At 35.8% G+C, this 24133-nt stretch carries 28 protein-coding genes; 17 read left to right on the forward strand and 11 right to left on the reverse strand.

The window, feature by feature from the left end; translation table 11 throughout:
• The first annotated feature begins 19 nt into the window (after positions 1-19).
• Positions 20-883, forward strand: a complete 864-nt coding sequence (locus ILT06_RS04290; RefSeq protein ID WP_064474877.1) for a LacI family DNA-binding transcriptional regulator — start codon at positions 20-22, stop codon at positions 881-883.
• 23 nt (positions 884-906) lie between these two features.
• On the opposite strand, the gene ILT06_RS04295 is transcribed toward ILT06_RS04290, so the two are convergent.
• On the reverse strand, positions 907-2226 hold the full coding sequence (locus tag ILT06_RS04295) for a Na+/H+ antiporter family protein (RefSeq protein ID WP_064474878.1): 1320 nt from the start codon (positions 2224-2226) through the stop codon (positions 907-909).
• 131 nt (positions 2227-2357) lie between these two features.
• Positions 2358-3356: an alpha/beta fold hydrolase gene (locus ILT06_RS04300; protein WP_064474879.1), complete on the reverse strand. Its 999-nt coding sequence runs from the start codon at positions 3354-3356 to the stop codon at positions 2358-2360.
• A 121-nt stretch (positions 3357-3477) separates the two neighbouring features.
• Between ILT06_RS04300 and ILT06_RS04305 the strand changes: the two genes are divergently transcribed.
• A complete protein-coding gene (locus tag ILT06_RS04305) occupies positions 3478-3954 on the forward strand; it encodes a ribbon-helix-helix domain-containing protein (RefSeq protein ID WP_064474880.1) in 477 nt (158 codons plus the stop codon).
• Positions 3955-4080: 126 nt separating this feature from the next.
• Here the strand turns inward: ILT06_RS04305 and ILT06_RS04310 are convergent, their stop codons facing one another.
• Positions 4081-5670, reverse strand: coding sequence for a bifunctional metallophosphatase/5'-nucleotidase (locus ILT06_RS04310; RefSeq protein WP_064474881.1), 1590 nt, complete (start codon positions 5668-5670; stop codon positions 4081-4083).
• Between the two features lie 202 nt (positions 5671-5872).
• Here ILT06_RS04310 and ILT06_RS04315 point away from each other — a divergent pair, with 202 nt between their 5' ends.
• The 3 genes from ILT06_RS04315 to ILT06_RS04325 all read left to right on the forward strand — a co-directional run bounded on the left by ILT06_RS04315 (position 5873) and on the right by ILT06_RS04325 (position 7680).
• Positions 5873-6136, forward strand: a complete 264-nt coding sequence (locus tag ILT06_RS04315) for a YqkE family protein (RefSeq protein WP_000727565.1) — start codon at positions 5873-5875, stop codon at positions 6134-6136.
• Between the two features lie 70 nt (positions 6137-6206).
• Entirely contained in the window at positions 6207-6731 is a 525-nt protein-coding gene (locus ILT06_RS04320; RefSeq protein WP_064474882.1) for a GrpB family protein, read from the forward strand.
• Positions 6732-6852: 121 nt separating this feature from the next.
• Positions 6853-7680 (forward strand): aldo/keto reductase, encoded by an 828-nt coding sequence (locus ILT06_RS04325; protein ID WP_048546278.1) that lies wholly within the window; start codon positions 6853-6855, stop codon positions 7678-7680.
• Between the two features lie 29 nt (positions 7681-7709).
• On the opposite strand, the gene lolS is transcribed toward ILT06_RS04325, so the two are convergent.
• Positions 7710-8624: an aldo/keto reductase gene (lolS, locus tag ILT06_RS04330; protein ID WP_064474883.1), complete on the reverse strand. Its 915-nt coding sequence runs from the start codon at positions 8622-8624 to the stop codon at positions 7710-7712.
• Positions 8625-8677: 53 nt separating this feature from the next.
• Positions 8678-8806 carry a Z-ring formation inhibitor MciZ gene (mciZ, locus tag ILT06_RS04335; RefSeq protein ID WP_000870295.1) on the reverse strand — a complete coding sequence of 43 codons (129 nt, stop codon included), beginning with the start codon at positions 8804-8806 and terminating at the stop codon, positions 8678-8680.
• A 74-nt stretch (positions 8807-8880) separates the two neighbouring features.
• Between mciZ and ILT06_RS04340 the strand changes: the two genes are divergently transcribed.
• A complete protein-coding gene (locus tag ILT06_RS04340; protein WP_000067040.1) occupies positions 8881-9420 on the forward strand; it encodes an NUDIX domain-containing protein in 540 nt (179 codons plus the stop codon).
• A gap of 24 nt (positions 9421-9444) precedes the next feature.
• On the opposite strand, the gene ILT06_RS04345 is transcribed toward ILT06_RS04340, so the two are convergent.
• Positions 9445-9996 carry a GNAT family N-acetyltransferase gene (locus ILT06_RS04345; RefSeq protein ID WP_064474884.1) on the reverse strand — a complete coding sequence of 184 codons (552 nt, stop codon included), beginning with the start codon at positions 9994-9996 and terminating at the stop codon, positions 9445-9447.
• Positions 9997-10151: 155 nt separating this feature from the next.
• On the opposite strand from ILT06_RS04345, the gene spoIIM reads away from it, so the two are divergent.
• The 9 genes from spoIIM (at position 10152) to corA (ending at position 18206) form a co-directional block, all read left to right on the forward strand.
• Complete coding sequence (gene spoIIM / locus ILT06_RS04350) at positions 10152-10769, forward strand: stage II sporulation protein M (protein WP_229135799.1); 618 nt, start codon at positions 10152-10154, stop codon at positions 10767-10769.
• Between the two features lie 106 nt (positions 10770-10875).
• Positions 10876-11331 carry a ferric iron uptake transcriptional regulator gene (gene fur / locus ILT06_RS04355; RefSeq protein ID WP_000392657.1) on the forward strand — a complete coding sequence of 152 codons (456 nt, stop codon included), beginning with the start codon at positions 10876-10878 and terminating at the stop codon, positions 11329-11331.
• Between the two features lie 103 nt (positions 11332-11434).
• Positions 11435-11665, forward strand: coding sequence for a YqzK family protein (locus ILT06_RS04360; protein ID WP_001250432.1), 231 nt, complete (start codon positions 11435-11437; stop codon positions 11663-11665).
• 6 nt (positions 11666-11671) lie between these two features.
• Positions 11672-12562, forward strand: coding sequence for a site-specific tyrosine recombinase XerD (gene xerD / locus ILT06_RS04365; RefSeq protein ID WP_000390083.1), 891 nt, complete (start codon positions 11672-11674; stop codon positions 12560-12562).
• 147 nt (positions 12563-12709) lie between these two features.
• On the forward strand, positions 12710-13450 hold the full coding sequence (locus tag ILT06_RS04370; RefSeq protein WP_081257191.1) for a FixH family protein: 741 nt from the start codon (positions 12710-12712) through the stop codon (positions 13448-13450).
• A gap of 400 nt (positions 13451-13850) precedes the next feature.
• Positions 13851-15035 carry a phosphopentomutase gene (deoB, locus tag ILT06_RS04375; RefSeq protein ID WP_098625496.1) on the forward strand — a complete coding sequence of 395 codons (1185 nt, stop codon included), beginning with the start codon at positions 13851-13853 and terminating at the stop codon, positions 15033-15035.
• Between the two features lie 12 nt (positions 15036-15047).
• Positions 15048-15869, forward strand: coding sequence for a purine-nucleoside phosphorylase (locus tag ILT06_RS04380; RefSeq protein ID WP_001078443.1), 822 nt, complete (start codon positions 15048-15050; stop codon positions 15867-15869).
• 7 nt (positions 15870-15876) lie between these two features.
• On the forward strand, positions 15877-17181 hold the full coding sequence (locus tag ILT06_RS04385; protein ID WP_064474887.1) for a pyrimidine-nucleoside phosphorylase: 1305 nt from the start codon (positions 15877-15879) through the stop codon (positions 17179-17181).
• 62 nt (positions 17182-17243) lie between these two features.
• Positions 17244-18206 (forward strand): magnesium/cobalt transporter CorA, encoded by a 963-nt coding sequence (gene corA, locus ILT06_RS04390; RefSeq protein WP_064475085.1) that lies wholly within the window; start codon positions 17244-17246, stop codon positions 18204-18206.
• Between the two features lie 34 nt (positions 18207-18240).
• Here the strand turns inward: corA and ILT06_RS04395 are convergent, their stop codons facing one another.
• Together ILT06_RS04395 and ILT06_RS04400 are read right to left on the reverse strand one after the other, a co-directional pair.
• Complete coding sequence (locus ILT06_RS04395) at positions 18241-19530, reverse strand: NCS2 family permease (protein WP_222654868.1); 1290 nt, start codon at positions 19528-19530, stop codon at positions 18241-18243.
• Between the two features lie 134 nt (positions 19531-19664).
• Positions 19665-20336, reverse strand: a complete 672-nt coding sequence (locus ILT06_RS04400; RefSeq protein ID WP_088047214.1) for an SIMPL domain-containing protein — start codon at positions 20334-20336, stop codon at positions 19665-19667.
• A gap of 160 nt (positions 20337-20496) precedes the next feature.
• On the opposite strand from ILT06_RS04400, the gene ILT06_RS04405 reads away from it, so the two are divergent.
• The gene (locus ILT06_RS04405) at positions 20497-20916 is read left to right on the forward strand and encodes a MarR family winged helix-turn-helix transcriptional regulator (protein WP_142315045.1); all 420 of its coding nucleotides are present in this window, start codon (positions 20497-20499) and stop codon (positions 20914-20916) included.
• A 102-nt stretch (positions 20917-21018) separates the two neighbouring features.
• Positions 21019-21564: a hypothetical protein gene (locus ILT06_RS04410; RefSeq protein WP_000820923.1), complete on the forward strand. Its 546-nt coding sequence runs from the start codon at positions 21019-21021 to the stop codon at positions 21562-21564.
• 217 nt (positions 21565-21781) lie between these two features.
• On the opposite strand, the gene ILT06_RS04415 is transcribed toward ILT06_RS04410, so the two are convergent.
• The 3 genes from ILT06_RS04415 to ILT06_RS04425 are packed head-to-tail and all read right to left on the reverse strand — an operon-like array spanning position 21782 to position 24126.
• On the reverse strand, positions 21782-22870 hold the full coding sequence (locus ILT06_RS04415) for an ABC-2 transporter permease (protein ID WP_098102733.1): 1089 nt from the start codon (positions 22868-22870) through the stop codon (positions 21782-21784).
• Positions 22860-23741, reverse strand: a complete 882-nt coding sequence (locus ILT06_RS04420; RefSeq protein WP_098102734.1) for an ABC transporter ATP-binding protein — start codon at positions 23739-23741, stop codon at positions 22860-22862. Before ILT06_RS04420 ends, ILT06_RS04415 begins: the two co-directional genes overlap by 11 nt.
• Positions 23707-24126, reverse strand: coding sequence for a GntR family transcriptional regulator (locus ILT06_RS04425; RefSeq protein ID WP_000548040.1), 420 nt, complete (start codon positions 24124-24126; stop codon positions 23707-23709). The genes ILT06_RS04420 and ILT06_RS04425 overlap by 35 nt, the downstream gene beginning before the upstream one ends.
• Between the last annotated feature and the right edge of the window lie 7 nt (positions 24127-24133).

Genomic DNA, 24133 nt, shown 5'->3' on the forward strand with positions numbered 1-24133 from the left:
CATATTAAGGGGTGACGATGTGGCAACTATACGTGATGTTGCAAAATTGGCAGGTGTTTCAGTCGCAACCGTTTCACGAGTTATTAATGAAAAAGGATACGTTCATGAGGACACAGTAAAACAAGTAAAGGAAGCAATTGAGGAATTACGTTATAGGCCAAATAGTGCAGCAAAGCCATTATTTAAAGAGAATTCAACGATAATTGCATTACTTGTAGATAATCTATATGACCCATCAAACATCACTTTGCTACATTGTATTGAGGAAATAGCATATAAAGAAGGATATCAAATCATTGTTTGTAATATAGAGAATAAAGATAGATACATACATATGTTGAAGGAAAATAACGTTGCAGGTGTTATTTTAACAAAATCCGTTTTTAAAAGTATAGGAGAAATTCCACTTCCGTTTGTTGTGATTGATGAAAAAAAATCCCATGCAAATTATTATGAAAAGGGACAAAGAACGGTTTCTTTATTAAAAGAAAAAGGCTGTCAATTTCTTGCTTATTTCGATGAGGGAGAAGATAGTGAAGAAATGGAAGAGCACATATCAGGATTTTTAGACGCTGTTTGGGAGGAAGGGATCTCTTATCGAGAAGTATGTGTACAAGGGTATACGAATAAACAATTTATTACATTCTTGCAAACTCACCCGTATATAGATGGAATTGTAACTTCAAGTGAAAAGGTTACTTTTGAGTTAATTCAAGCAGCGAAAAATTTAAATATCCGTATACCGGATAAGTTGAAAATCATTGGACCGAACGGGAGCATAGACAGTGAATGGATAGGCCCGTCACTCCTGAAAATTGAAAGTTGCGCCGAAGAAAATGGGAAAATAGCTTTACAACAATTAAAAGAAAAAATAAAAAAGTAAAAGGTGCGTATAAAACGCACCTTTTATAATGTAATTGCGGCAATAAAGCCGAATATAAGTAACGGTATATTATAATGCAGAAAAGTTGGTACACATGTATCCCATATATGATGGTGTTGACCATCAGCATTTAAACCGGATGTTGGCCCAAGTGTACTATCTGATGCTGGAGATCCCGCATCGCCTAGCGCTCCAGCTGTACCGATAATTGCAATTGTGGCCATTGGACTAAATCCAAGCTGCATGCAAAGAGGCACAAAAATTGTTGTTAAAATAGGGATGGTTGAAAAGGATGAACCAATTCCCATCGTAACGAGAAGTCCAATCACAAGCATAAGAAATGCAGCGAGTGGTTTGTTATTTCCAATTATATGTGCACTCGTTTGCACAAGAGATTCAACATGTCCTGTTTTTCGAAGAACAGCACCAAATCCAGCGGCAGCGATCATAACAAAACCGATAAAGGACATCATGCGCATTCCGCTTGTTAATATAGCATCAGCTTCTTTAAGAGGTAGACTACCACTTACTGATAAGACGATAATCCCCGCTAAAGCACCGAAAATCATTGATTCTGTTGCTAATTGAACGGTTAATGTGGCTATGATAGATAACAATCCGAAAGTAATGCTACGTTTTGTATAGGGAACGATTTCATTTGCGGTAGTATGAACTTGTTCTGTTTCATACGTACGAGGTTTCCGGTACGTAATGAATACCGCTACACATAATCCAATAATCATACCGATTGCTGGAATAGTCATTGCTTTTGGAATAAGTGCGACATCAAATGTAAGACCACTTTGCGCAGCATTTGTTTGCAATACGTCATGATAAATTTTTCCGAACCCTGCTGGAATCCACATATAAGGAGTAATCAATCCGAATGTAATAATACATGTAACAAGTCTGCGATCCACTTTCAGCTCATTTAATACTTTTAAAAGTGCTGGAATTAAGATGGGGATGAAAGCGATATGAACAGGAATCACATTTTGTGAGAAACAAGCCATCGTTAAAATGATGAATAAAATAAGTATTTTAGAATAAACTTGTTTTTTCGTGTCTTGTTCATTGCCAATCCATTTTAGTGCAGTTTGAATCATGGCATCTGGAAGTCCTGTTTTGGAAAGGGAAATAGCGAAACCGCCAAGCATTGCATAACTTAAAGCGATTGGAGCACTGTTTCCAAGGCCAGTTGTAAAAGTGTTAATAGTTTCTGAAATACCGAGTCCACCGATAATTCCGCCTGTTAAAGCTCCAACAATGATGGCGACAATGACCTGGACGCGAAACAAACTAAGCAATAGCATAACTGCTACTGCGACGAGTACAGCATTCATAATAAATGTAATCTCCCTAAAATTTTATTGTGCTAAGGCAAGTAAATATGAAGCACTTTGCTATATTTATACATAGTTGCGACATATTATTATAAATTGTTTTCTATGAAATGTAAAAGAGCCTTTTGTTACTAATGCTGAAAAGCTAGCTCTTGTTTAATTGATTGTAAAGAATTGGCGAATAATTCTGGTTCTTCTAAATCAGGAGAATGTGCTGAATTTGGGAACCAAATCATTTTTTTTATGGGGGCTTCTATTACATCACAATATTCCTGAACGAGAGCATAAGGAGTTTGATAATCATAGCGACCAGAACAAAAATAAACCGGAATAGATAAGCTTGAAATAGAAGAAAAGAAATCGATTGTCAACATTTCTTCCCATAAAACGCCAGATTTTAAATTTCCTGCGAGAAACTTGAACCAATCTAATAGCGTATATTCAGGAGAAAAGAAGCCTTTTCGTATGAAAGAAAAGGAAGATCCGTTTTGGATTGCTCCGCCGAATGTGCCAAGCCACTTTCTTTGAATAATAAGGCGTCTCGTATCTAAAAATGGTGGTTTGCCTAATTTTAAAAGGGACGCTAATGCTTTTTTATGATCATGTTTTTTTGCAGAACGAATTAAATGCTGATATAGCAATTCTTCGTTTTGTTTCATATGTACAATCTGCCCAATACCGATGTAAGCCTCGATATACTGTGGATATTGATGTGCTATGTTAAGCCCAATAATGCTTCCCCAAGAATGACCAGCGAGAAATAGTTTCTGTTTATTGAACTTTTTAAGTACATATTGAATCACTTCTTTTGCATCGGAAACGAATTGTTCGATTGTAAAATTTGTTCCGAAATCTTTCATTGAAAAGGATTTACCTGCCCCGCGCTGATCCCAATTAATAACGATGAAGTGTTTCTCCAATTCTTTTTGAAAATGACGAATAAATCCAATTTGTGCCATGCCAGGTCCGCCATGAAAGCATAATAAAATTGGCTGCTCTATGTTTTGCCCGCGAATAAGGAGAGTTTGTTTTCGATTATGAATCATAACGCTTTCCATCGTAGCAATACTATTAGGAATGAGTTGTTTATTTTCATTATAAAACTGTGGGGTATAGCTACGAAAAAGCATATGGAAAACCTCCTTTTCTGAAATCGTATGAATCGCACAGGCTATTCGTTTTGCATATACTGTTAGAAAATCATTGTAACATACCATACTAGTGTCATTTCAATACGGGAGGAGGGAAATTGTGACGATTGGAGAAATTATAGATTGCTTAAATAGACGTGAATCCATCGCTATTATAGCAAAACGTCTTGAAATAAGCCCATATACATTATCAAAGAAATTAAGATTAATTGGATACGAATATGATGGAGAACAGAAGAAACGTATTTTTGTAGGAGATGGAGAAGAACCGCGTCACTTACAACTCCAAGAAGCGACAGCCCTTCAATATGCGACAACGGATTATCAATTATTAATTTATGAGCAATTACAAAGTATTTATGAGTTATTAAGAAAGAGAGAAGAAGTAATTGTGCCCATTATGAGTATAAGTACAGAAAAAAAGAAACGTACCTTTTCTATTAATAAAGACATATTAGCAAAACTAGACGTTATATCAGAATTGAAAGGAATTCAAAAATCTAAACTTGTAGAAGAGGCGTTACAACAATTTTTACAACAATATGATTTTAACAAAACATCACATTTTGATAACTAAAGAAAAGGATACTATGTTCATTGTAAGAACGAGTATCCTTTTTAGGTTTTACTAATATTGTGGATTAAGTAAGTATAAGTGCGTATCCTTTACAATAAAAATCTGGATCGCATATTAGGGAAATACTTAATTTACCTTTTGAATTCTTCCATCAATAACTGGCTGAATTGGTTCTTTTAATTGTTTTACATAATCGACTAGCGCTTCAAAGTCGTTTGGACCAGTTTCTGAATTCTTTCCATTTTTAAATGATACGAATCCGTCACCGCCAGAAGCTAAGAAAGCATTCGCAACTACGCTATACGTTTTAGATGGAGATAACTCTTCGCCATTTGTTAAGCGTATATTCGTAACCTTTTCACCGCTTGGTTTATTTGCATCCCACGTATATTGAATACCTGAAATTTGAAGCATTCTTGTTGTTCCTTTTTGCCATTGTTGATTTAAAATGTCGCGAATATCTTGACCTGTTAAATCTACTTTAATCAATTGGTTTCCAAAAGGCTGAATGCCATATAATTCGCCCCAAGTAATATCGCCAGCATCTAAGTCATTACGAATGCCACCAGGATTCATAAGTGCGATTTGAGCTTGCATCGTTTGACGCTGTGCGTCGGCAATTACATTCCCAAGAGTAGATTCACCAGCATCATTTTGTTTACGGTCGATAGGTGCTGTAGATTTTCCTACAACTTCATTTACAAGTGGTGCGATTTTTTCTTTATATTGATCTATTTTTTGTTTTACTTGTTTATCAGGTTCCACACCTTCATGATATGTTGTAATCACTTCAGCTTTTTTCTTTACAATATCTTTTGTCTTACGATCAATTGTTACATCTACGTCTGAGAAAGCTGTTCCATAAGAGTTCGCTTGGACGATTAGTTTATTATTTACAGTACCATTTACATACGTGTGACTATGTCCACCGAAAATAACATCAACTTCCGAGTCTGTTTCATTTGCAATTCGAGTAAGGTCTCCATTTGTCACGCCAGACTCATCAGTTGTTCCGCCGACATGGGCAAGGACGACGATGGATTTAACACCGAGACGCTTTAATTGTTGCGCTGATTTATTAATTGCTTCTACTTCGTCAGTGATCTGTACATTTTTAAGCATAGTAGGCATCACGACATTTGGCGTATCAGTTGTAACAACGCCAATGAATCCTACAGGAACACCATCTACCATTTTTACAGTAAATGGTGGTAAAAATAAGCGACCAGTTGATTTGTTATAGAAGTTAGCAGCGACATAAGGGAAGTTAGCACCTTTGAAATTCCCTGTTTTCTCGTGATATCCACCGTAAATGAGGCGTTTCATTTCATCGATACCTTCATCAAATTCATGGTTTCCGATTGTACCAACGTCGAATTTTAAGTCATTTAAAAATTCAATCGTTGGTTCATCTTGTAACAACGCTGAAACTGGTGGACTAGCTCCGACAATATCGCCAGCATGTACGAGAAGTGTATTAGGGTTTTGCTTTTTACGTTCTTTTAAATAAGTAGCTAAGTAATCAGCGCCACCAGCTTCTTTGTTATTAATTTTTTTAACAGTATCTAGTTGTCCATGGAAATCATTAATACCAAGCATTTGTACGTCTACGTAGCGGTTTTGTTCAGCTGGAATCTGGGATGGGGGAGCGGCAAATACGCTTGAAAAAGTTATGGTGCTTAAAACGGCAACAGCAGGAATGATTTTTTTCCACATAATTCATTTCTCCTTTTTTTTATAATCTGACATCATACGACATAATTTTAATAGATTCATAGGATTATATCTATATAAAAATTTAGTTTTTTCGAAAAATTAACATATTTACAAAAGGTGAATAATAGAGTAAAGAACCTTTTTTATTGTCGAGATCATTGTGTATCTACTATAATGGAGAAAAAAGTAAAAGGTGAGTAGCATGAAGAAAAAGAAACAAAGACAAATGCAAAGACAATCGCAAGTGAATAGACCAGAGAAAGAGTCGCTTACATTAGGCGATCAATTAAATGATTCACTCATGCAGCAATTAAAGAATAAGAAGAAAGAATTGCAAGTGAGAGAAGAGAAAAAAGAGGCAGCTGAACTGGAAAGAAAGCGCCAAGAACAAAAAGAACGAGAAAAGAATAAATCATTTGAAGAACTGTTAAGTGAAAGTAGCCTTACTTGGAAAGACTTTAAATAATATAAAAAAATGATCAGTGCATACCGCTGATCATTTTTTTGACGAGCTTGTAAGAAAAGGGGAGTGTAAAATGAGAAAAATTGTAGTCGTTCCGCATGAAAATCATTGGAACGAAAAATTTCAAATAGAGGCCGAACGATTAAAATCGGCGATGCCAGAAATGGTGAAAGTCCATCATATTGGAAGTACATCAGTGCCAGGACTGGCAGCTAAACCAATTATAGATATGATTATGGAAGTAGAGAGTATCGACAGAGTAGATGATTGGAATGAACGTTTTGAAGAGCTTGGTTACATCGTAAAAGGGGAAAATGGTATTTCAAGACGTCGTTATTTTATTCATGGAACGGAGGAAAAACGCTCGTATCACTTACATGTTTTTGAAAAAGGAAATCCTGAAATAGTAAGGCATTTAGCGTTTCGTGATTATATGATGGCTCATTGTGAAGAAGCAGAGGCATATGCAACCTTAAAGAAAGAATTAGCCGAAAAATATACATATGATGGCACGTTATATACGGAAGGAAAAAATGAGTTTGTACGTAGTGTTGATGAAAAAGCGAAAGAATGGAGAGAAGGAAATATGAATAATTGATTTCGCGTTTTAATGTATAAAATTATTATGTAAACTGTACATATGTTTTGACTTTTTGGTTGAATCTTGTTGAAATAAAGTGGCGGCTTATAAAAAATGTAAGAATGAAAGGGAGACGACTGTGCACATTCCAACAACTACACTTCATAATGGCGTAAAAATGCCGATGATTGGTCTAGGCGTTTATAAAGCGAAAGAAGGCGACGAAGTAAAACAAGCAGTAAAAACAGCGTTAGAAGTTGGATACCGTTCGATTGATACAGCAACTGTATATGAAAATGAAAGCGGTGTCGGAGAAGCGGTTCGTGAATCAGGGATTCCGAGAGAAGACATATTTATTACAACAAAAGTTTGGAACGACGATCAAGGATACGAGGAAACACTTGAGGCGTTTGAAAAAAGCTTAAAGAAATTACAAATGGACTATGTAGATTTATATTTAATACATTGGCCAATAAGAGGAAAGTATGTCGATACTTACCGAGCGTTAGAGAAACTGTATGAAGAAGGTAAAGTGCGCGCGATTGGTGTTTCAAATTTTCATAAACATCATTTAGAACTGTTATTACCAAATTGTAAAGTGAAGCCGATGGTCAACCAAGTGGAACTTCATCCGATGTTAGCGCAATTTGAATTGCGTAATTTCTGTCAAGGTGAGCAAATTCAAATGGAAGCATGGAGCCCATTAATGAGAGGCGGGGAAGTATTCGAGAACCCGATTATTCAGGCCATTGCTACGAAATATGAAAAAACACCTGCGCAAGTTATATTAAGATGGGATATTCAAAGCGGGGTAGTGACGATTCCTAAATCTGTTACACCATCACGTATTAAAGAGAATTTTTCTATCTTTGATTTTTCACTAACAGAAGAAGAGATGACTCAAATTAATACGTTAAATCGTAATTTACATGTAGGAACGAATCCTGATAAATATGATACGCTATAAAAAGACGCTACCGGTATGGTAGCGTCTTTTTAACGATGTAAAGCGTAAGTATCACATTTAGCAATTTGCTGAAGTTGTATATATTCTGCTGTTGTTAACTTTTTTTGTTTACTAGCCTGTACATTTTCTTGCAATTGTTGAATAGAGCTTGCACCAGGTATAACAGCTGCAACAGTTTCGTTATGTAAGCAATATTGAATAGCTGTTCCTGTTAAAGAGCTTTCTCCGATTATTTCTTTTACATTCGCGAGTGTCGCATATAATTCATCGTAAGAATAAGAAAGGTAATTTTTTTCTTTTACTCTTTCTATCTTTCTTGCATTATTGTCAGTTAAAATTCCTTTTGCAAGTGGCCCACGAGCAATAATGCTAATTTGATGTTCACTTAGAAGTGGGAACCATTCTTCAGGGCGACGATTTAAAAGGCTATATTCCATTAGCACACTAACGATATTTGAACGTTTAGCATATTCACGGATAACATTTGGACGTATAGAAGAAATACCGTAATGGCGAATAATACCTTCTTTTTTTAATTCTTCAAAGGCTTCAATTGTTTCATCTATTGGATCTTCAATCGTCCCGCCGTGAAGTTGATAAAGGTCAATATAATCAGTTTGAAGTCTACGTAAACTTTCTTTCACTTCAGCCTTTATGTAATTTTTAGAAGGATCCCAAGACCACCCGTTTTTTTCTTCTGTCCAACGATTTCCAACTTTTGTTGTAAGAACAATTTGGTCTCGTTTCCCTTTTAAGGCTTTTCCAACAAATTCTTCGTTTAATCCATAATCATATAAATCCGCTGTATCAAAAAAATTGATTCCTAAATCGATTGCTTCATCGATAATACGCATAGCTTCTGTTTCAGATGTACCGAGAGACATGCAGCCAAGGCCCATTTGTGTAACAAACAAATCTGAGTTTCCTAATTGACGTTTTTTCATAGGTCAACCTCCTTACCTTTATTGTACGAAAGGAAAAAGAGGTTGACAAACGTTTACTTTTTATTTGCTGTAATCCACTCTTGTACAGTTGTATACTCTTTGCCATATTGTTTTAGCTTATGGCGAATTTGCCATGCTTTTCCGACTAAAGTGACGCGATTTGGTAAAATATAAACTTTCATTTCTATCACGCTCCTTTCAATGTGGTAAAATGTATGAGGAAAGAATAGGAAATAGAACAGGGAGATGAAGTAGTATGAGTAATCTTGCAGAGAGAACAGTAAAAACTGAGCCGATTTTTGATGGTAGAGTTATAAAAGTTCGTGTTGATGATGTAGTATTACCAAATGGAGCAATGAGTAAACGTGAAATTGTAAATCACCCTGGTGCAGTTGCTATTATTGCTATTACTGATGAGGGGAAAATCGTGCTTGTTGAGCAGTATCGTAAAGCGCTTGAAAAGGCGATTATAGAAATTCCGGCCGGCAAGTTAGAACCTGGTGAAAAACCTGAGGTGACAGCAGTTCGTGAATTAGAAGAGGAAACAGGATATGTATGTGAAAATATGGAGCTTATTACTTCTTTCTATACATCTCCAGGATTTGCAGATGAAATTTTATATGTATATAAAGCGACAGGTTTGACGAAAAAAGAAAATAAAGCCGAGTTAGATGAAGATGAATTTGTGGAATTGATGGAAGTATCGTTAGAAGAAGCGATTATTCTTATGAAAGATCTTCGTATTCATGATGCGAAGACGATGTTTGCAGTACAATATTTACAACTACAAAAATAAACACTCGCCAAAGGCGAGTGTTTTTTAATTGATTTTTGCGTATACGCGTGCATCACGTAAGCTACCATCTGGTGCTATGAAATCATTTTCCATTGTACCTTCTAGAATAAATTCTAAACGTTCTGCTAGGTTACATGCATTTGTATTTGTTGCATCAGTACGAATTTCAATTCTTCTAGCACTTAGCTTATCAAAGGCAAATTGAATGGCACCTTTAATGGCTTCAGTCATATAGCCTTGTTTTGTATAAGCGCTATGCAGCCAGAAGTGAAGTGAAAACTTTGGAATATCCCAGTTTTCAGGCTTGAGCGTTATAGCTCCGATGAATGTACCAGATACTTTATCGTATAAGTGAAAATCAAGTGTTTCACGAAGTAAAAACTGCCCGTGAGCGTTACGAACGATTTCTTCAGCACTTTCTTCTGTTTCAGCGTTAATTGGCATCCACGGTACTAAGTCTTCTAGAGAAGCTTGGATTGCTTCATACACTTCTGCACCATCACCTGGAAATGGCTTACGAACTTGTAAGCGTTCAGTTTGAAATAATGTTGGAAAATCTAATAATAATGGTTTCAAGAGAAATCCCTCCTATTCTCTACTTTTTAGTTTAGCAAAGTAGAGCGGAATTTCAATGTTAATTCGTCATACTTTTTTCTTTCTTTCATACATTTTTAGTAAGAGTGTGAACGGAGGGAAGAAAAATGTGGAGAAAAACTTGGCAAGACCGTGTAATGTCTCACATACAGGAAAACTCTTCATTATATATATTTAACGCTGTTTTATTATTGATGGGAGTAATATTTGGGGCCATTCTTGTGAATAGTTTACAATTAAATCAAAAACAAGATTTATCATTTTACTTACAACGTTTTTTTGGACAAGTTTCTAAAGGAGAATTTGCTATTGCGAGCGAAATGTTTCGAGAAAGTTACTTTTCGCAATTAAAATACATTGGATTTATTTGGATTTTGGGGATTTCAATTATTGGAGTGCCACTTATTTTTATTTTATTATTTGTAAAAGGAGTAGTTGTCGGATTTACAGTAGGTTTTTTAGTCAGTCAGCATGGATGGAATGGATTATTATTAGCATTCGTTTCTGTATTGCCACAAAACCTCATTATTATCCCAGTATTTCTCGTTATGACAACAATTGCCGCAAGCTTTTCCTTACGCATGATTAGGCATCAATTTATCAGGAAAATAACCGAGCCATTATTACCATTATTAATTCGTTATACATGCTTCTTTCTTGTAATTGGAGCGGTGTTAGCTCTTGCTTCTAGTGTAGAAGCTTATGCATCACCAGTTTTAATGAAAGAAGTCGTTGAGGCTATTAATAAACAATAAATACTTTTTGAGAATAATTATCAATTTGTTTTTATTGTTTTTCTTTTGACAGAAGCCCTTCTTCTGATATAATGGTGTAAGAGTGGCGAGGAGGGAGTAGTACCGAATGGAAGAGAGAATTGAACGAATTAAGAAGCAATTACATGCAGCGAGCTACAAATTAACACCGCAACGTGAAGCAACAGTTCGTGTGCTGCTAGAAAATGAAGAAGATCATTTAAGCGCAGAAGATGTTTACCTCCTTGTAAAAGAAAAGTCGCCAGAGATCGGATTAGCAACCGTCTATCGAACTTTAGAACTATTATCTGAGTTAAAAGTTGTCGATAAGATTAACTTCGGAGACGGTGTTTCACGCTATGACTTACGCCAAGAAGGTGCGCAGCGTTTTCACCATCATTTGATTTGTACACAATGTGGTGCTGTACAAGAAATACAAGAAGATTTACTTGGTGAAGTGGAAAGGAAAGTAGAACGTGACTGGAGCTTTAAGGTGAAAGATCATCGTTTAACATTCCATGGGATTTGTAAAAATTGTCAAGAAAATGAAACGGATGAAAAATAACCTTTTCCTATTTATCTAGGAAGAGGTTTTTTATTTGAATAAGGTATAAATTGGTGAAAGCTTGGCATATGTTGTAATAACTTATATTTTGGAGGAATTTACAATGCGCCGAGCTTTAAAATTAACTTTTGATGGGATAAAAGTATTTTTATTATTTACAAGTTGTACGATTTTGTTTTATTTCGCTATACTATGGATAAATGAAGAATATGAAAGCTATCATCGTTATGAAAAACCAAAAGAAGAGACTGTAGAAAAAGTATCAGGGAATGAAGAGCCGGCAAAGGATGCTTTCGTAAATAGAATGATGTTTTTCTATGAAAATGGGGAGTAGTGTAGATTGGAAGATCAATTAAAAGATTTTATTCATTATATGGTTGTCGAAAAAGGGCTAGCGAAAAATACAGTAGTATCTTATGAACGTGATTTAAAAAGTTATGTAAAGTATTTGCAAAATGTAGAACAGGCGAAAAGCTTTCATGAAGTGACACGCTTGCACATTGTTAATTTTCTGCAGCACTTAAAAGAAAACGGAAAATCTTCGAAAACATTAGCACGTCATATTGCATCAATTCGTTCGTTTCACCAATTCTTACTTCGTGAACGAGCGGTAGAGCACGACCCATCCGTACATATTGAAACGCCGCAAGGAGAACGGAAATTACCGAAAGTACTATCAATCGATGAAGTAGAGGCGTTACTTCAGACGCCAAAAATGACGAGTGCTTTTGGGGTTCGTGACAAAGCGATGCTAGAGTTACTTTATGCAACAGGACTTCGTGTTTCGGAATTAATTGCCTTAAATTTAGAAGATGTACATTTAACGATGGGATTTGTTCGTTGCATAGGGAAAGGGAATAAAGAAAGAATTATTCCACTAGGAAGTTTAGCGACGGAAGCGATTCAAAAGTATATTGAAAAGGGAAGAAGAGAATTGATGGGTAAAAAAGTAGTAGATGCACTCTTTTTAAACCATCATGGGAATCGATTATCAAGACAAGGATTTTGGAAAATTTTAAAACGATTGGCGAAAGAAGCAAATATTGAAAAAGAGCTTACACCACATACGTTGCGCCATTCTTTTGCTACGCATTTATTAGAAAATGGAGCAGACTTGCGTGCTGTGCAAGAAATGCTAGGACATGCAGATATTTCAACGACGCAAATTTATACGCATGTTTCAAAAGCTAGATTAAAAGATGTATATAAACAGTTTCATCCGAGAGCATAGTTACTATGCTCTTTTTTTCATAGATTCAAAAGGCTATAGTACTTCACAAAAACTTCACAAATATTTCGTACATTGTTTTCAGCAGAAGACTAGAATATTACAATGTATTTCCTCTATACTAAATAAGGTATGAAGGAGGAAATGATGATGAAAAAACTTATTATGACTTTATTTATCGCGATGCTAGCATTGGCTGGCTGTAATACAAACAAAGAAGAACCAAAAAAAGAACAGAAACTAGAAGCTGTAAAAGTAGCAGTTCAAACAAATCCGAAAGAAATTAAACCTGGTGAAAAAACAGAAGTACAAGCACTTGTTACACAAGGAAAAGAAAAAGTAACAGATGCTGATGATGTAAAGTTTGAAATTTGGAAAGATGGCGACGAAAAGCACGAGATGTTAGATGGGAAGCATAAAGGAAAAGGTGTTTATGCAGTAGAGAAAACGTTCGAGACGGATGGAGTATACCATATTATCGCTCACACAAATGCACGTGAAATGCATGTTATGCCAGAAGTAAAAGTGGCTGTAGGAAATGCGAAAGTAGAAGATGCGAAAAAAGAAAATAGTAATCACGGTGCAGGGCATGGCGATCATAAAAGCGATACGATGATCCATCTTATGGCTGGTGATATAAAAGCAAATGCAGAATCAACTATGAAAGTTCATTTAAAACAAAAAGAAGAAGCGTTAACTGGTGCTGAAGTACAACTTGAGATTTGGAAAGATGGTGTTGAAAAACATGAATTTATTCCAGCAAAAGAAGGAAATAAAGGAGAGTATGAAACGAAACATACTTTCAAAGAAAACGGTGCTTACAAAGTGAAAGTTCATGTTAAAAAAGGCGAACTACATGAACATAAAGAAGAAACAGTAGAAGTAAAATAAAAAGCAGCTCTTTAGAGCTGCTTTTTATTTTTATCACGTTATTTGCGGGCAGATTAAAGTTTCGCTTTATATGAAGAAATAAATCATAAAATAATTAGCACTTCTTCGCATAATGGATTACAATAGAAGTGTGAATAAAATAAGAAATTCTACGAAAATGTATTAAAAAGAAAGCGTAAACATGTTATGATATCAATATCAGATGTCTGACATCTGACTTAGAAAAAACTAGAAATGTTTTTGAGTCGTTTCCAGTAAAACAAAATAGGTTAGAAATTGATTTAAAGAAGTACTGTTTGCCAGTGAGAACGAAAGATAATTCTTATGAATAACAGTTTCACTTTATAGCGTTTTGAACATACTACAAGAAGTAGAACTGAACTTATAGGAGGTCGCAGTTATGAATAAATATAAACGTATATTCCTAGTCGTAATGGACTCTGTAGGAATCGGCGAAGCACCGGATGCTGAGCAATTTGGTGATTTAGGTTCTGACACAATTGGTCACATTGCTGAACATATGAATGGATTACAAATGCCAAATATGGTGAAGTTAGGTCTTGGTAACATTCGTGAAATGAAAGGTATCTCTAAAGTAGAAAAACCGCTTGGATATTATACAAAAATGCAAGAGAAATCTACTGGTAAAGATACAATGACAGGGCACTGGGAAATTATGGGTCTTTACATTGATACACCATTCCAAGTGTTCCCTGAAGGATTCCCAAAAGAATTACTTGATGAATTAGAAGAAAAAACAGGTCGTAAAATTATCGGTAATAAACCAGCTTCTGGAACTGAGATTCTTGATGAGCTTGGTCAAGAACAAATGGAAACAGGTTCTTTAATCGTTTACACTTCTGCTGATAGCGTATTACAAATCGCAGCACACGAAGAAGTAGTGCCACTTGAAGAGTTATATAAAATTTGTAAAATTGCACGTGAATTAACGTTAGATGAAAAGTACATGGTAGGTCGTGTTATCGCTCGTCCATTCGTTGGAGAACCAGGGGAATTCACACGTACACCAAACCGTCATGATTATGCGTTAAAACCATTTGGCCGCACGGTAATGAATGAATTAAAAGATAGTGACTACGATGTGATTGCTATCGGTAAAATCTCTGACATATATGATGGTGAAGGGGTAACTGAATCACTTCGTACGAAGTCTAACATGGATGGAATGGATAAGCTTGTAGATACATTAAACATGGACTTTACAGGTCTTAGCTTCTTAAACTTAGTTGACTTTGATGCATTATTCGGTCACCGCCGTGATCCACAAGGATATGGAGAAGCACTGCAAGACTATGATGCACGTCTTCCAGAAGTATTCGAAAAACTAAAAGAAGATGATTTATTATTAATTACAGCAGACCATGGTAATGATCCAGTACATCCTGGTACTGATCATACACGTGAATATGTACCGTTATTAGCATATAGCCCAAGCATGAAAGAAGGCGGACAAGAATTAGCACTTCGTCAAACATTTGCTGATATTGGTGCAACGGTAGCAGAAAACTTCGGCGTGAAAATGCCAGAACACGGAACAAGCTTCTTAAACGAGCTAAAGAAATAGGGGGATAAACAAATGAATCGTGAACTTATTACAAAATCAGCTTCATACTTAAAAGAGAAATTTCAAGAAACGCCACAAGTAGGACTAATCCTTGGATCTGGACTAGGTGTATTAGCAGATGAAATCGAGAACGCAGTAACAGTACCTTACAGTGAAATCCCTGAATTCCCAGTATCAACTGTAGAAGGTCATGCAGGTCAACTAGTATTCGGTACACTTCAAGGTGTAACAGTAGTAGCAATGCAAGGACGTTTCCACTTCTATGAAGGATACGACATGCAAAAAGTAACATTCCCAGTTCGTGTTATGAAAGAACTAGGTGTAGAAACAGTTGTTGTAACAAATGCAGCTGGTGGTGTAAATACATCATTTGAGCCAGGCGATCTTATGTTAATTTCAGACCACATTAACTTCATGGGTACAAATCCATTAATCGGACCGAATGATTCTGAAATGGGGGTACGTTTCCCTGATATGTCTACATCATATACACCAGAACTTCGTGAAATGGCGAAACAAGTTGCAGCGGACTTAAATATTAAAGTACAAGAAGGTGTATACGTTGGAATGACAGGTCCTGTATATGAAACACCTGCTGAAATTCGTATGCTTCGTACACTAGGCGGAGATGCAGTTGGTATGTCAACAGTACCAGAAGTAATTGTAGCGCGTCATGCTGGTATGAAAGTACTTGGTATTTCTTGTATTTCAAATATGGCAGCTGGTATTTTAGATCAGCCACTTCACCACGATGAAGTAATTGAAACGACAGAACGTGTTAAAGCTAACTTCTTAGCATTAGTAAAAGCAATCGTAAAACAAATGAAGGGGTGACCTCACAATGAGAATGGTGGACCTAATTGCAAAAAAACGTGACGGACATGCATTAACGACAGAAGAAATTAACTTTATTGTTGAAGGATATACGAATGGTGATATTCCTGATTATCAAGTAAGTTCACTTGCAATGGCAATTTTCTTCCAAGATATGAACGATCAAGAACGTGCTGATTTAACGATGGCAATGGTAAATAGCGGTGATACAATCGACTTATCAGCTATTGAAGGGGTAAAAGTAGATAAGCACTCAACAGGTGGTGTTGGTGATACAACAACACTTGTGTTAGGTCCATTAGTAGCCGCTTTAGGTGTACCGGTTGCAAAAATGTCTGGACGTGGTTTAGGACATACTGGTGGTACAATTGATAAATTAGAAGCAGTTCCAGGATTCCATGTTGAAATCGAAAATGATGAATTCATGCGTCTTGTAAATGAAAACAAAATCGCTGTTATTGGTCAAAGTGGAAACTTAACACCTGCCGATAAAAAGTTATACGCACTTCGTGATGTAACGGCAACAGTAAACTCTATTCCGCTTATTGCAAGCTCGATTATGAGTAAAAAAATTGCTGCTGGTGCAGATGCAATTGTTCTTGATGTAAAAACTGGAGCAGGTGCATTTATGAAAACAGATGAAGATGCAAAACGTTTAGCAGAAGCAATGGTGCGCATTGGTAATAACGTTGGTCGTAATACGATGGCTGTTATTTCTGATATGAGTCAACCACTTGGTGAGGCGATTGGTAACGCACTTGAAGTACAAGAAGCAATTGATACATTACAAGGTAAAGGACCGAAAGATTTAGAAGAGTTATGTTTAACGCTTGGAAGTCAAATGGTATACCTTGCTGGACAAGCTTCATCTTTAGAAGATGCACGTGAGAAATTAATTGAAGTAATGAACAACGGTAAAGCGCTAGAATCATTTAAAACGTTCTTATCAGCGCAAGGCGGCGATGCTTCTGTTGTTGATGATCCTACTAAATTACCACAAGCACAGTTTAAAATTGAAGTAGAAGCGAAGGAAGACGGTTATGTATCAGAAATCGTTGCAGATGAAATTGGAACAGCAGCAATGCTTTTAGGAGCAGGACGTGCGACGAAGGAATCTGAAATTGATTTAGCAGTTGGCTTAATGCTTCGCAAAAAAGTAGGGGACAGCGTGAAAAAAGGTGAATCCCTTGTTACAATTTACGCAAACCGTGAAAATGTGGAAGATGTAAAAGCAAAAATTTATGAGAACATGAAGATCGCTAACGAACATGTAGATGCACCAACATTAGTGCACGGCATCGTTACTGAATAATAAAAAAGGGCCAAGGAGTATTTCTCCTTGGCTTTTTTTGCTATTTTTTGTTTATAATAATAATGGGTGAAATTATGATTAGAATTTGTGCAATAACAAAAACAGATGAAGTATTATATGATGTTTCGCTAGAAGAAACAACGAAAGACCATATTGTATGGTATTGGCTAGATTTATATAAGCCAACGAAAGAAGAGTATACATACATTTTGCAAGATCATTTTAAGTTCCATCCCCTTGCAATTGAAGACTGTATAGAATATGTACAGAGGCCAAAAGTTGATTTTTATGATGGATATAACTTTTTAGTTCTTCATGCATTTGGTGAGGATGGATTAGAACCGCACGAAATCGATTTATTTATTAGTGATCGTTTTATTGTTTCTTTCCACTTTTCTCATAACAATGCAATCGAAAGAGTATGGAAAACACTTGGAGAAAAGAAGCGTATTAAAAATAGTCCTTTACACGTAGCTCATACAATTATCGACCAAATTGTAGATGACTATTTTGCGCCTGTATATTACATTGAGGATCATTTAAATGCAATTGATGATAATTTAACGGGTGAGACAGCGGGAAGTGTATTAGAAGAAGTATTTGATATACGTGCAGATTTATCGAAGCTAAGGCGCACAATCATTCCGATGCGTGATTTATTGTATCGTATTTTAAATTCGACTCGTTTTTACGGTATAAGTGATCATGAGATTTACTTTAAAGATATACATGACCATTTGCTTAAACTAACAGAAATGATTGAGGCAAGCCGGGAGTTAACGGCAGATATTCGAGATAGCTATTTTTCATTAAACTCACATCATATGAATAACATTATGAAAACATTAACTGTATTCTCGACTATTTTCATGCCATTAACATTTATTGCGGGAGTATACGGAATGAACTTTACGCATATGCCGGAGCTTGGTGGACAATATAGTTATTTTGTTTGTCTACTTCTAATGGCGCTAATTGGCGGTGGCATGATGGCTTGGTTTTATAAAAAAGGATGGTTTAAGTAAAAAAACACCGAGGAATTTTCCTCGGTGTTTTTACTTAACCAATAGCATGTAATACAAACATGGCTAAGAATAAGCATGTAACGATATACATAGACGGTGCGACTTCTTTACGCTTTCCAAGAGCAACTTTTAAGATAGGATAAGCAATAAATCCGAACGCAATGCCATCAGCGATACTATATGTGAGCGGGATCATGACGATAATTAAGAACGCTGGAAATCCTTCTGAAAAATCGTTCAGAGGAATTTGCTGAATGCTTGTAATCATCAGGCCGCCAATAATAATTAAGATTGGTGCAATGGCACTATCGGGAATTAGTTTCACAAACGGAAGTGCAAACAGTGATGCAAAGAATAACAACCCTGTAACGATAGACGTCAGACCTGTCTTTCCGCCTGCAGTAATACCTGCGGCACTCTCTACTGTTGATACGGTAGGGCTTGTGCCAAATAGACCACATGTCATTGCTGAAATTGCATTGGCTTGGTAAGCACGTGGGAATTTACGGTCATCTTCTAATAAACCGTGCAGTAGTCCCATGTTCTCAAAAATAAGCACCATGCTTAAGGAGAATGTTGCAATCCAAAACGGTAAGGAAGAAAGTTTGCCAAATGACATAGCTCCAAACACATCACCGTAATTAGCGAATGAGAATGAACTATTTCCGATTTGACTTGTATCAACAAGACCAAATAGCCATGCAATACCAGTTCCTATTGCAATCGTCCATAAAAAGCTTCCACGTACGTTACGAATAAATAGTACAAGTGCAACGATAAGAGTAAGTAGTGTCGCAAGAACGACAGGGTTACTTAATTTACCCATTGCAACAGCAGTATTTGGATTCGAAACGACTAAACCACCTTTTTGCAATCCGATAAATGCTAAAAATAATCCGATGCCGACAGTAATAGCTTCCTTTAATGACTTTGGAATCGATACTGAAAGCACGCGAGCGATTGGTGCAAACGCAGCAATTGCAAAAATAATACCAGAGATGAAGACAGCTGCTAATGCTTCCTGCCAAGCTAATCCGAGCGTATGCACAGCAGTGTACGTGAAGAATGCATTTACGCCCATACCAGGGACAAGAATAGCAGGTGCATTTGCCCAAAATGCCATGAGCAGACATCCGACAAATGAACTGAAAACAGTTGCTAAAATTCCAGCTTCAAGAGGAATGCCAGCATCCGATAAAATGGATGCATTTACAATCATAATATATACGATCGTGAAAAATGACGTAACTCCAGCTAAAACTTCTTGTTTTGGTGATGTTTCGTGTAAACCTAATTTAAATGTTCTTTCAAGTATTCCTTTCATGTTAAACCTTCTTTTTCATATCCCTCTCCCACCCGTGATATCTCTTTCGTAAGAGCTCACCGTCCTTTATTATATCAGAACATCATGTTTTTACAACAAGGAAAATGATAACGTTTACTTATAAAAGAAATTATTTATAAATACGTAAAAATAGCTCGTATTGTTGAAATGATTTCTAATTCTCCTGATTGAATGGGCGGAGCTGCTTGCGCATGTAAAGTAGCATAGGACGTCACTTCCCGTGGTAATTGGGCAGATTCTTCAACGAATGAGAGTGGAACTGGATTAATGTTTAAATTGTATGTACTCGCAATAGCACGAGCTTTTTCTACCGCTTGTTGCAGAGCTTGAATGAGAGCTTGCTCATAATATTTATTTGGATGAGATATTCGAAAACGTAATCCTTTTGCTAAGTTTGCTCCATTTGAAACGGCTATATCATATACTTCCCCTGCTTTTTGTACATTTAAAACGGTAATTTCATACAAATGTTCTACACGATATCCTTGTAATAATGCTTTATCATTTACATATTCGTACTGGGGCGTAATCGTATATGAAATGGTTTCTATATTTTTGTCGGCAATACCTAGTTGTTTTAGTGCATCCAATAATTGTTTTGATTGCACTGCATTTTCTTCTTGCGCTTGTTTCACATTTTTATTATCAGTTCTAATGCCAAGTGTTAATATAACAACATTGGGTTTTGCTTTGACAACGCCTTCACCTTGTACAGTAATAGTCGCTTCTTTACCAGTAGTAGCTGTGCGTACGTTGTGTAAATAAGGATTCATTCCACCTTGCATCTTCCATCACCATCCTTATTTATATGTATATGTGTGAACAAAAAAGAAATTTATATGAAAAAAGTTACATAAATGAGAATGTTGAGGGAAGAAAGCATATACAACATAGGTATTTATAGATTATAATATGTGTAAATATGATAAAAAAGGGACGAGGCTAGTGAACGAAAAAAGAGAAACACTGATTTTAGAGTTATCCGGATCATTCCGAAAGATGATACGTTTATTACAAAATGATATTAATACACGTTTTGCAGAACATATGCCATACAATGAATTTTCTGTATTACGCGCGTTATTTTTAAACAGTCCACAGATGGCTTCGCAAATTGCGAGTGAAGTAAACGTAACCTCCAGTCATATTACAGCTGTTACTGATCGTCTCGTACGAAAAGGGTTTGTAGAAAGAAAGCGTTCAAATTCAGACCGTCGTATCGTGTACCTAGAAATTACAGAACACGGAAGAGAAGTAACTGAAAAACTTGAAGCTGTGCGTAAAGAATATTATAAAGAGAGATTTAAAGATTGGAGCGACCAAGAAATCGAAATGGTTTTAGATTTATTTGGCCGCGTATTATAATAAATGAGGATAGGAAGCGAAAGCTTTCCTATCCTTTTTCTTTTGAATAAAAACATTTTGAAACTCCAATACTTTAATTAAAAAGAATCGGAGTGAAAAATTATGAAACGTATTTGTACGCTTTTCATTATGATTGGAAGTTTTTTCTGCTTTAATCAATTCGCGGATGCCGCAACGCCTCTTCAAGTCGTGCAGAAAGAATTACAACATATTTCAAATAAGCAACCTGTTTTATATTCAAAACTATGGATTCGTTCAATGCAGAATGCTATTTTATTTCATCATAGTGATAACATTCGGCATGAAGATACGATAAGCAATGTGACAAAGTCTTCTCTTATAAAAGTAAAACAGCTTCCACTTCAGAAAGCATCGCAGTATATCCCGAGATTATCGCAATATATTTCTAAGTTTGAAGCTGAGAATGTGCAAGTGTACTATGTTGCAGCTCGTTATGAAGTGAAAAAAGAAAATCCGTATCAGTTAAATGGAATGAATTATTTTATGCAAGTGTTTATTCAACAAGGGGGGGAATGGCGAATTGCTGAAAGCATAGTTGCTCCAACAGATCAAATCGTGGCAAATGGTGACGGTTTTGGAACGAAGCAAGAAAAAGAGTATGGGAAAAGAAGAGAGAATGTGAAATAACCTCTTTATTTAGATCGGGATATATATAATAAAAAAGCATTGCTCTTGTGCAATGCCTTTTTTATTTAGTTCATATAAGAGTTAAATAATTCCTAACATCTTTCTTTTGTCATTGTATGACTTTTTTCGTCAGCTTCTATTAATGCCATTGTTCCGTGTTTATAGTCTCACATCTATAATGCTTTTTGAAACATGTATCCACCACCTTAATGCATATTTATTTCCCTACAAAAGCAAACTTCAATTTTAATAGACGTGTAAAAATGAAGTAACTTATGATAGCAAATAGGAAAAATCCAACATAATAAGACAGTAGTGCATCTCGTCCGCCTAGTATTCTACCGCCAAGCAGTCCGAAGCATAGAACAGTGCAAATCATGAACCATTTTTGCAAGTTAGGAAACAATAGTATTTTTCCGTTTTGTTCGTTCGGTGTACGTGTGTATAGAAAGGTTGCCATTGATAAAAAGATAATGATGTAAGCAAATGGTGTTAATAGTGTCCAAGGAGAAGGTACAGAAGTATGCTTCATTGGATTGTCCTGTGGTACACTAGAAAGTTTATTGCCATAGTCATCAAATGTTTCTATTGGGTGGTAATCATAAGTAATAGAAAAAGATTCTAATGGTGAAATGATACCTATATGTTGTAAGTACTCATGAGTATGGTTCTCTATTTCTCCCATTGCATCTAAAGACCATTGTGTATGGGAATAAATAAATCCGGAAATTAACAATCCCAAACCGTATGGTAAAAATAATAGAATGATAGTTAAACTACTTTGAGAGAATATATGTCCAGTAATGGTTCCGATAAATAAGGTGAATGTATAAATAGCGATAAGTACAACCGTAGCATATAGAAAGTAACTATAGAACGGAGTAAAGATTTGATGCTCATTGTGAAACGACATGTTCTTTATTCCGTACATGCTAATCCAGCAAACAATTTGCACTGTAATAATATTCAAAACACCAAGCCACCATTTTGTTAAAAAAATATCTTTTCGTTTAAAAGGCATCGAGAATAGAAAATCAGTTGATTGATTGTTACGTTCCCATCCAATTAAAAGACAAGCAAGTGCAATAAGAGTAGCTCCTTGAAAGAAGATGGCACCATCAGATGTCTGAAAATAGTAGGAGTAGTAATATGCATAGTCACCAAACTTCATTTTTGATTGTTTTAGCTGCATTTGCGCTTCTTGATAATATTTATAAGGTAGTTGATATAAACTAATTAACCAAAATAATAGAATTATATATTTTCCTTGCTTCCATTGCCTCATCCATAAAGCTTTATGAAACATGCGAATCCTCCTCAAACGTTGTGATAAAAATATCTTCGAGCGACATGGTTAATTCCTCAATGAGCAGTGGCTGTTCTTTATGAAACTTTTCTAATGTAGCTGCCACATTTCCCTCAATTAAGATTGTATATACTTTTCCCGTTTGATTTAATATTTTAATATTGCTTAAGTTTTCTAGTTTTTGAGGTAATGACCGTTCGTAAGCTACTTGTATTTTTGCAAATCGTGATTTTGCATCATCAAGTGACGTAATAGATGCCACGGTATGACCTTTTAATATAATAATTGTATCTGCAATTTGTTCCACTTCATCTAAATGGTGAGTTGAGATGAAAATGGTAATCTCCTTATCTGCAACTTCTCCAACGAGAAATTGGAGGATCTGCCGTTTAACGATAGGATCAAGTCCGTTTGTCGGTTCATCTAAAATGATATATTCTGCTTTTGTAGAAACGGCTAAAATGATGGCAAGCAGTGCTTTCATTCCTTTTGAATAGCTACGAATTCGTTTGTTTGGTAAGTTAAAACGTTCTAACAGTTCATAGAAATATGCTTCATCAAATGCGGTATAAACTTCTTTATAAAACTTTACAATTTCTTTTACCGTATATCCGCTCAGTATGTTAGTAGAATCAGGGACATATACGATTTTTTGCTTTATTTCAGGACACTGATGAATGTTTGTATCTTCATATGTAACAGTCCCTGCATCAGGGTCTAAAATGCCGACCATCGTTCGTAATAAAGTTGTTTTCCCCGCACCGTTTCTTCCGAGTAATCCGATGATACTTCCTCGTTGTAATGTGAAAGAAACATCATCTAAAATCGTTTGATTATCAATTGTTTTCTTCAAGCTTGTCACTTTCAGCATCCGTATTTCCTCCAATCTCTTTATAGTATGAATCTATCCAATCATGAATTTTATCTTTCGTAACACCAAGATAAGAGGCTTCTAATAGTAATTGATGAAATTGCTTTTCAACCATAGCGATTTTCCTTTCGTCTAATGTTGGGGTAATCGATTGGGATACAAATGTTCCTTTTCCTCTTAATGTTTCAATAATCCCTTGTCGCTCTAACTCTTGGTACGCTTTACTCACTGTGTTTGGGTTTATAACGAGTAAAGAAGCGAGTTCGCGTACAGAAGGTAGTTTGTCACTTGGAGCTAACATGTTCTTCAATACGAGTTCTTTTATATTTTGAACAATTTGTTCCCATATCGGAGTGTTGCTTCTTGGATCAAGTTGAATATGCAAGAGCAAT

The sequence above is a fragment of the Bacillus sp. 17RED48 genome, from assembly GCF_019837545.1.
GTDB lineage: Bacteria > Bacillota > Bacilli > Bacillales > Bacillaceae_G > Bacillus_A > Bacillus_A wiedmannii.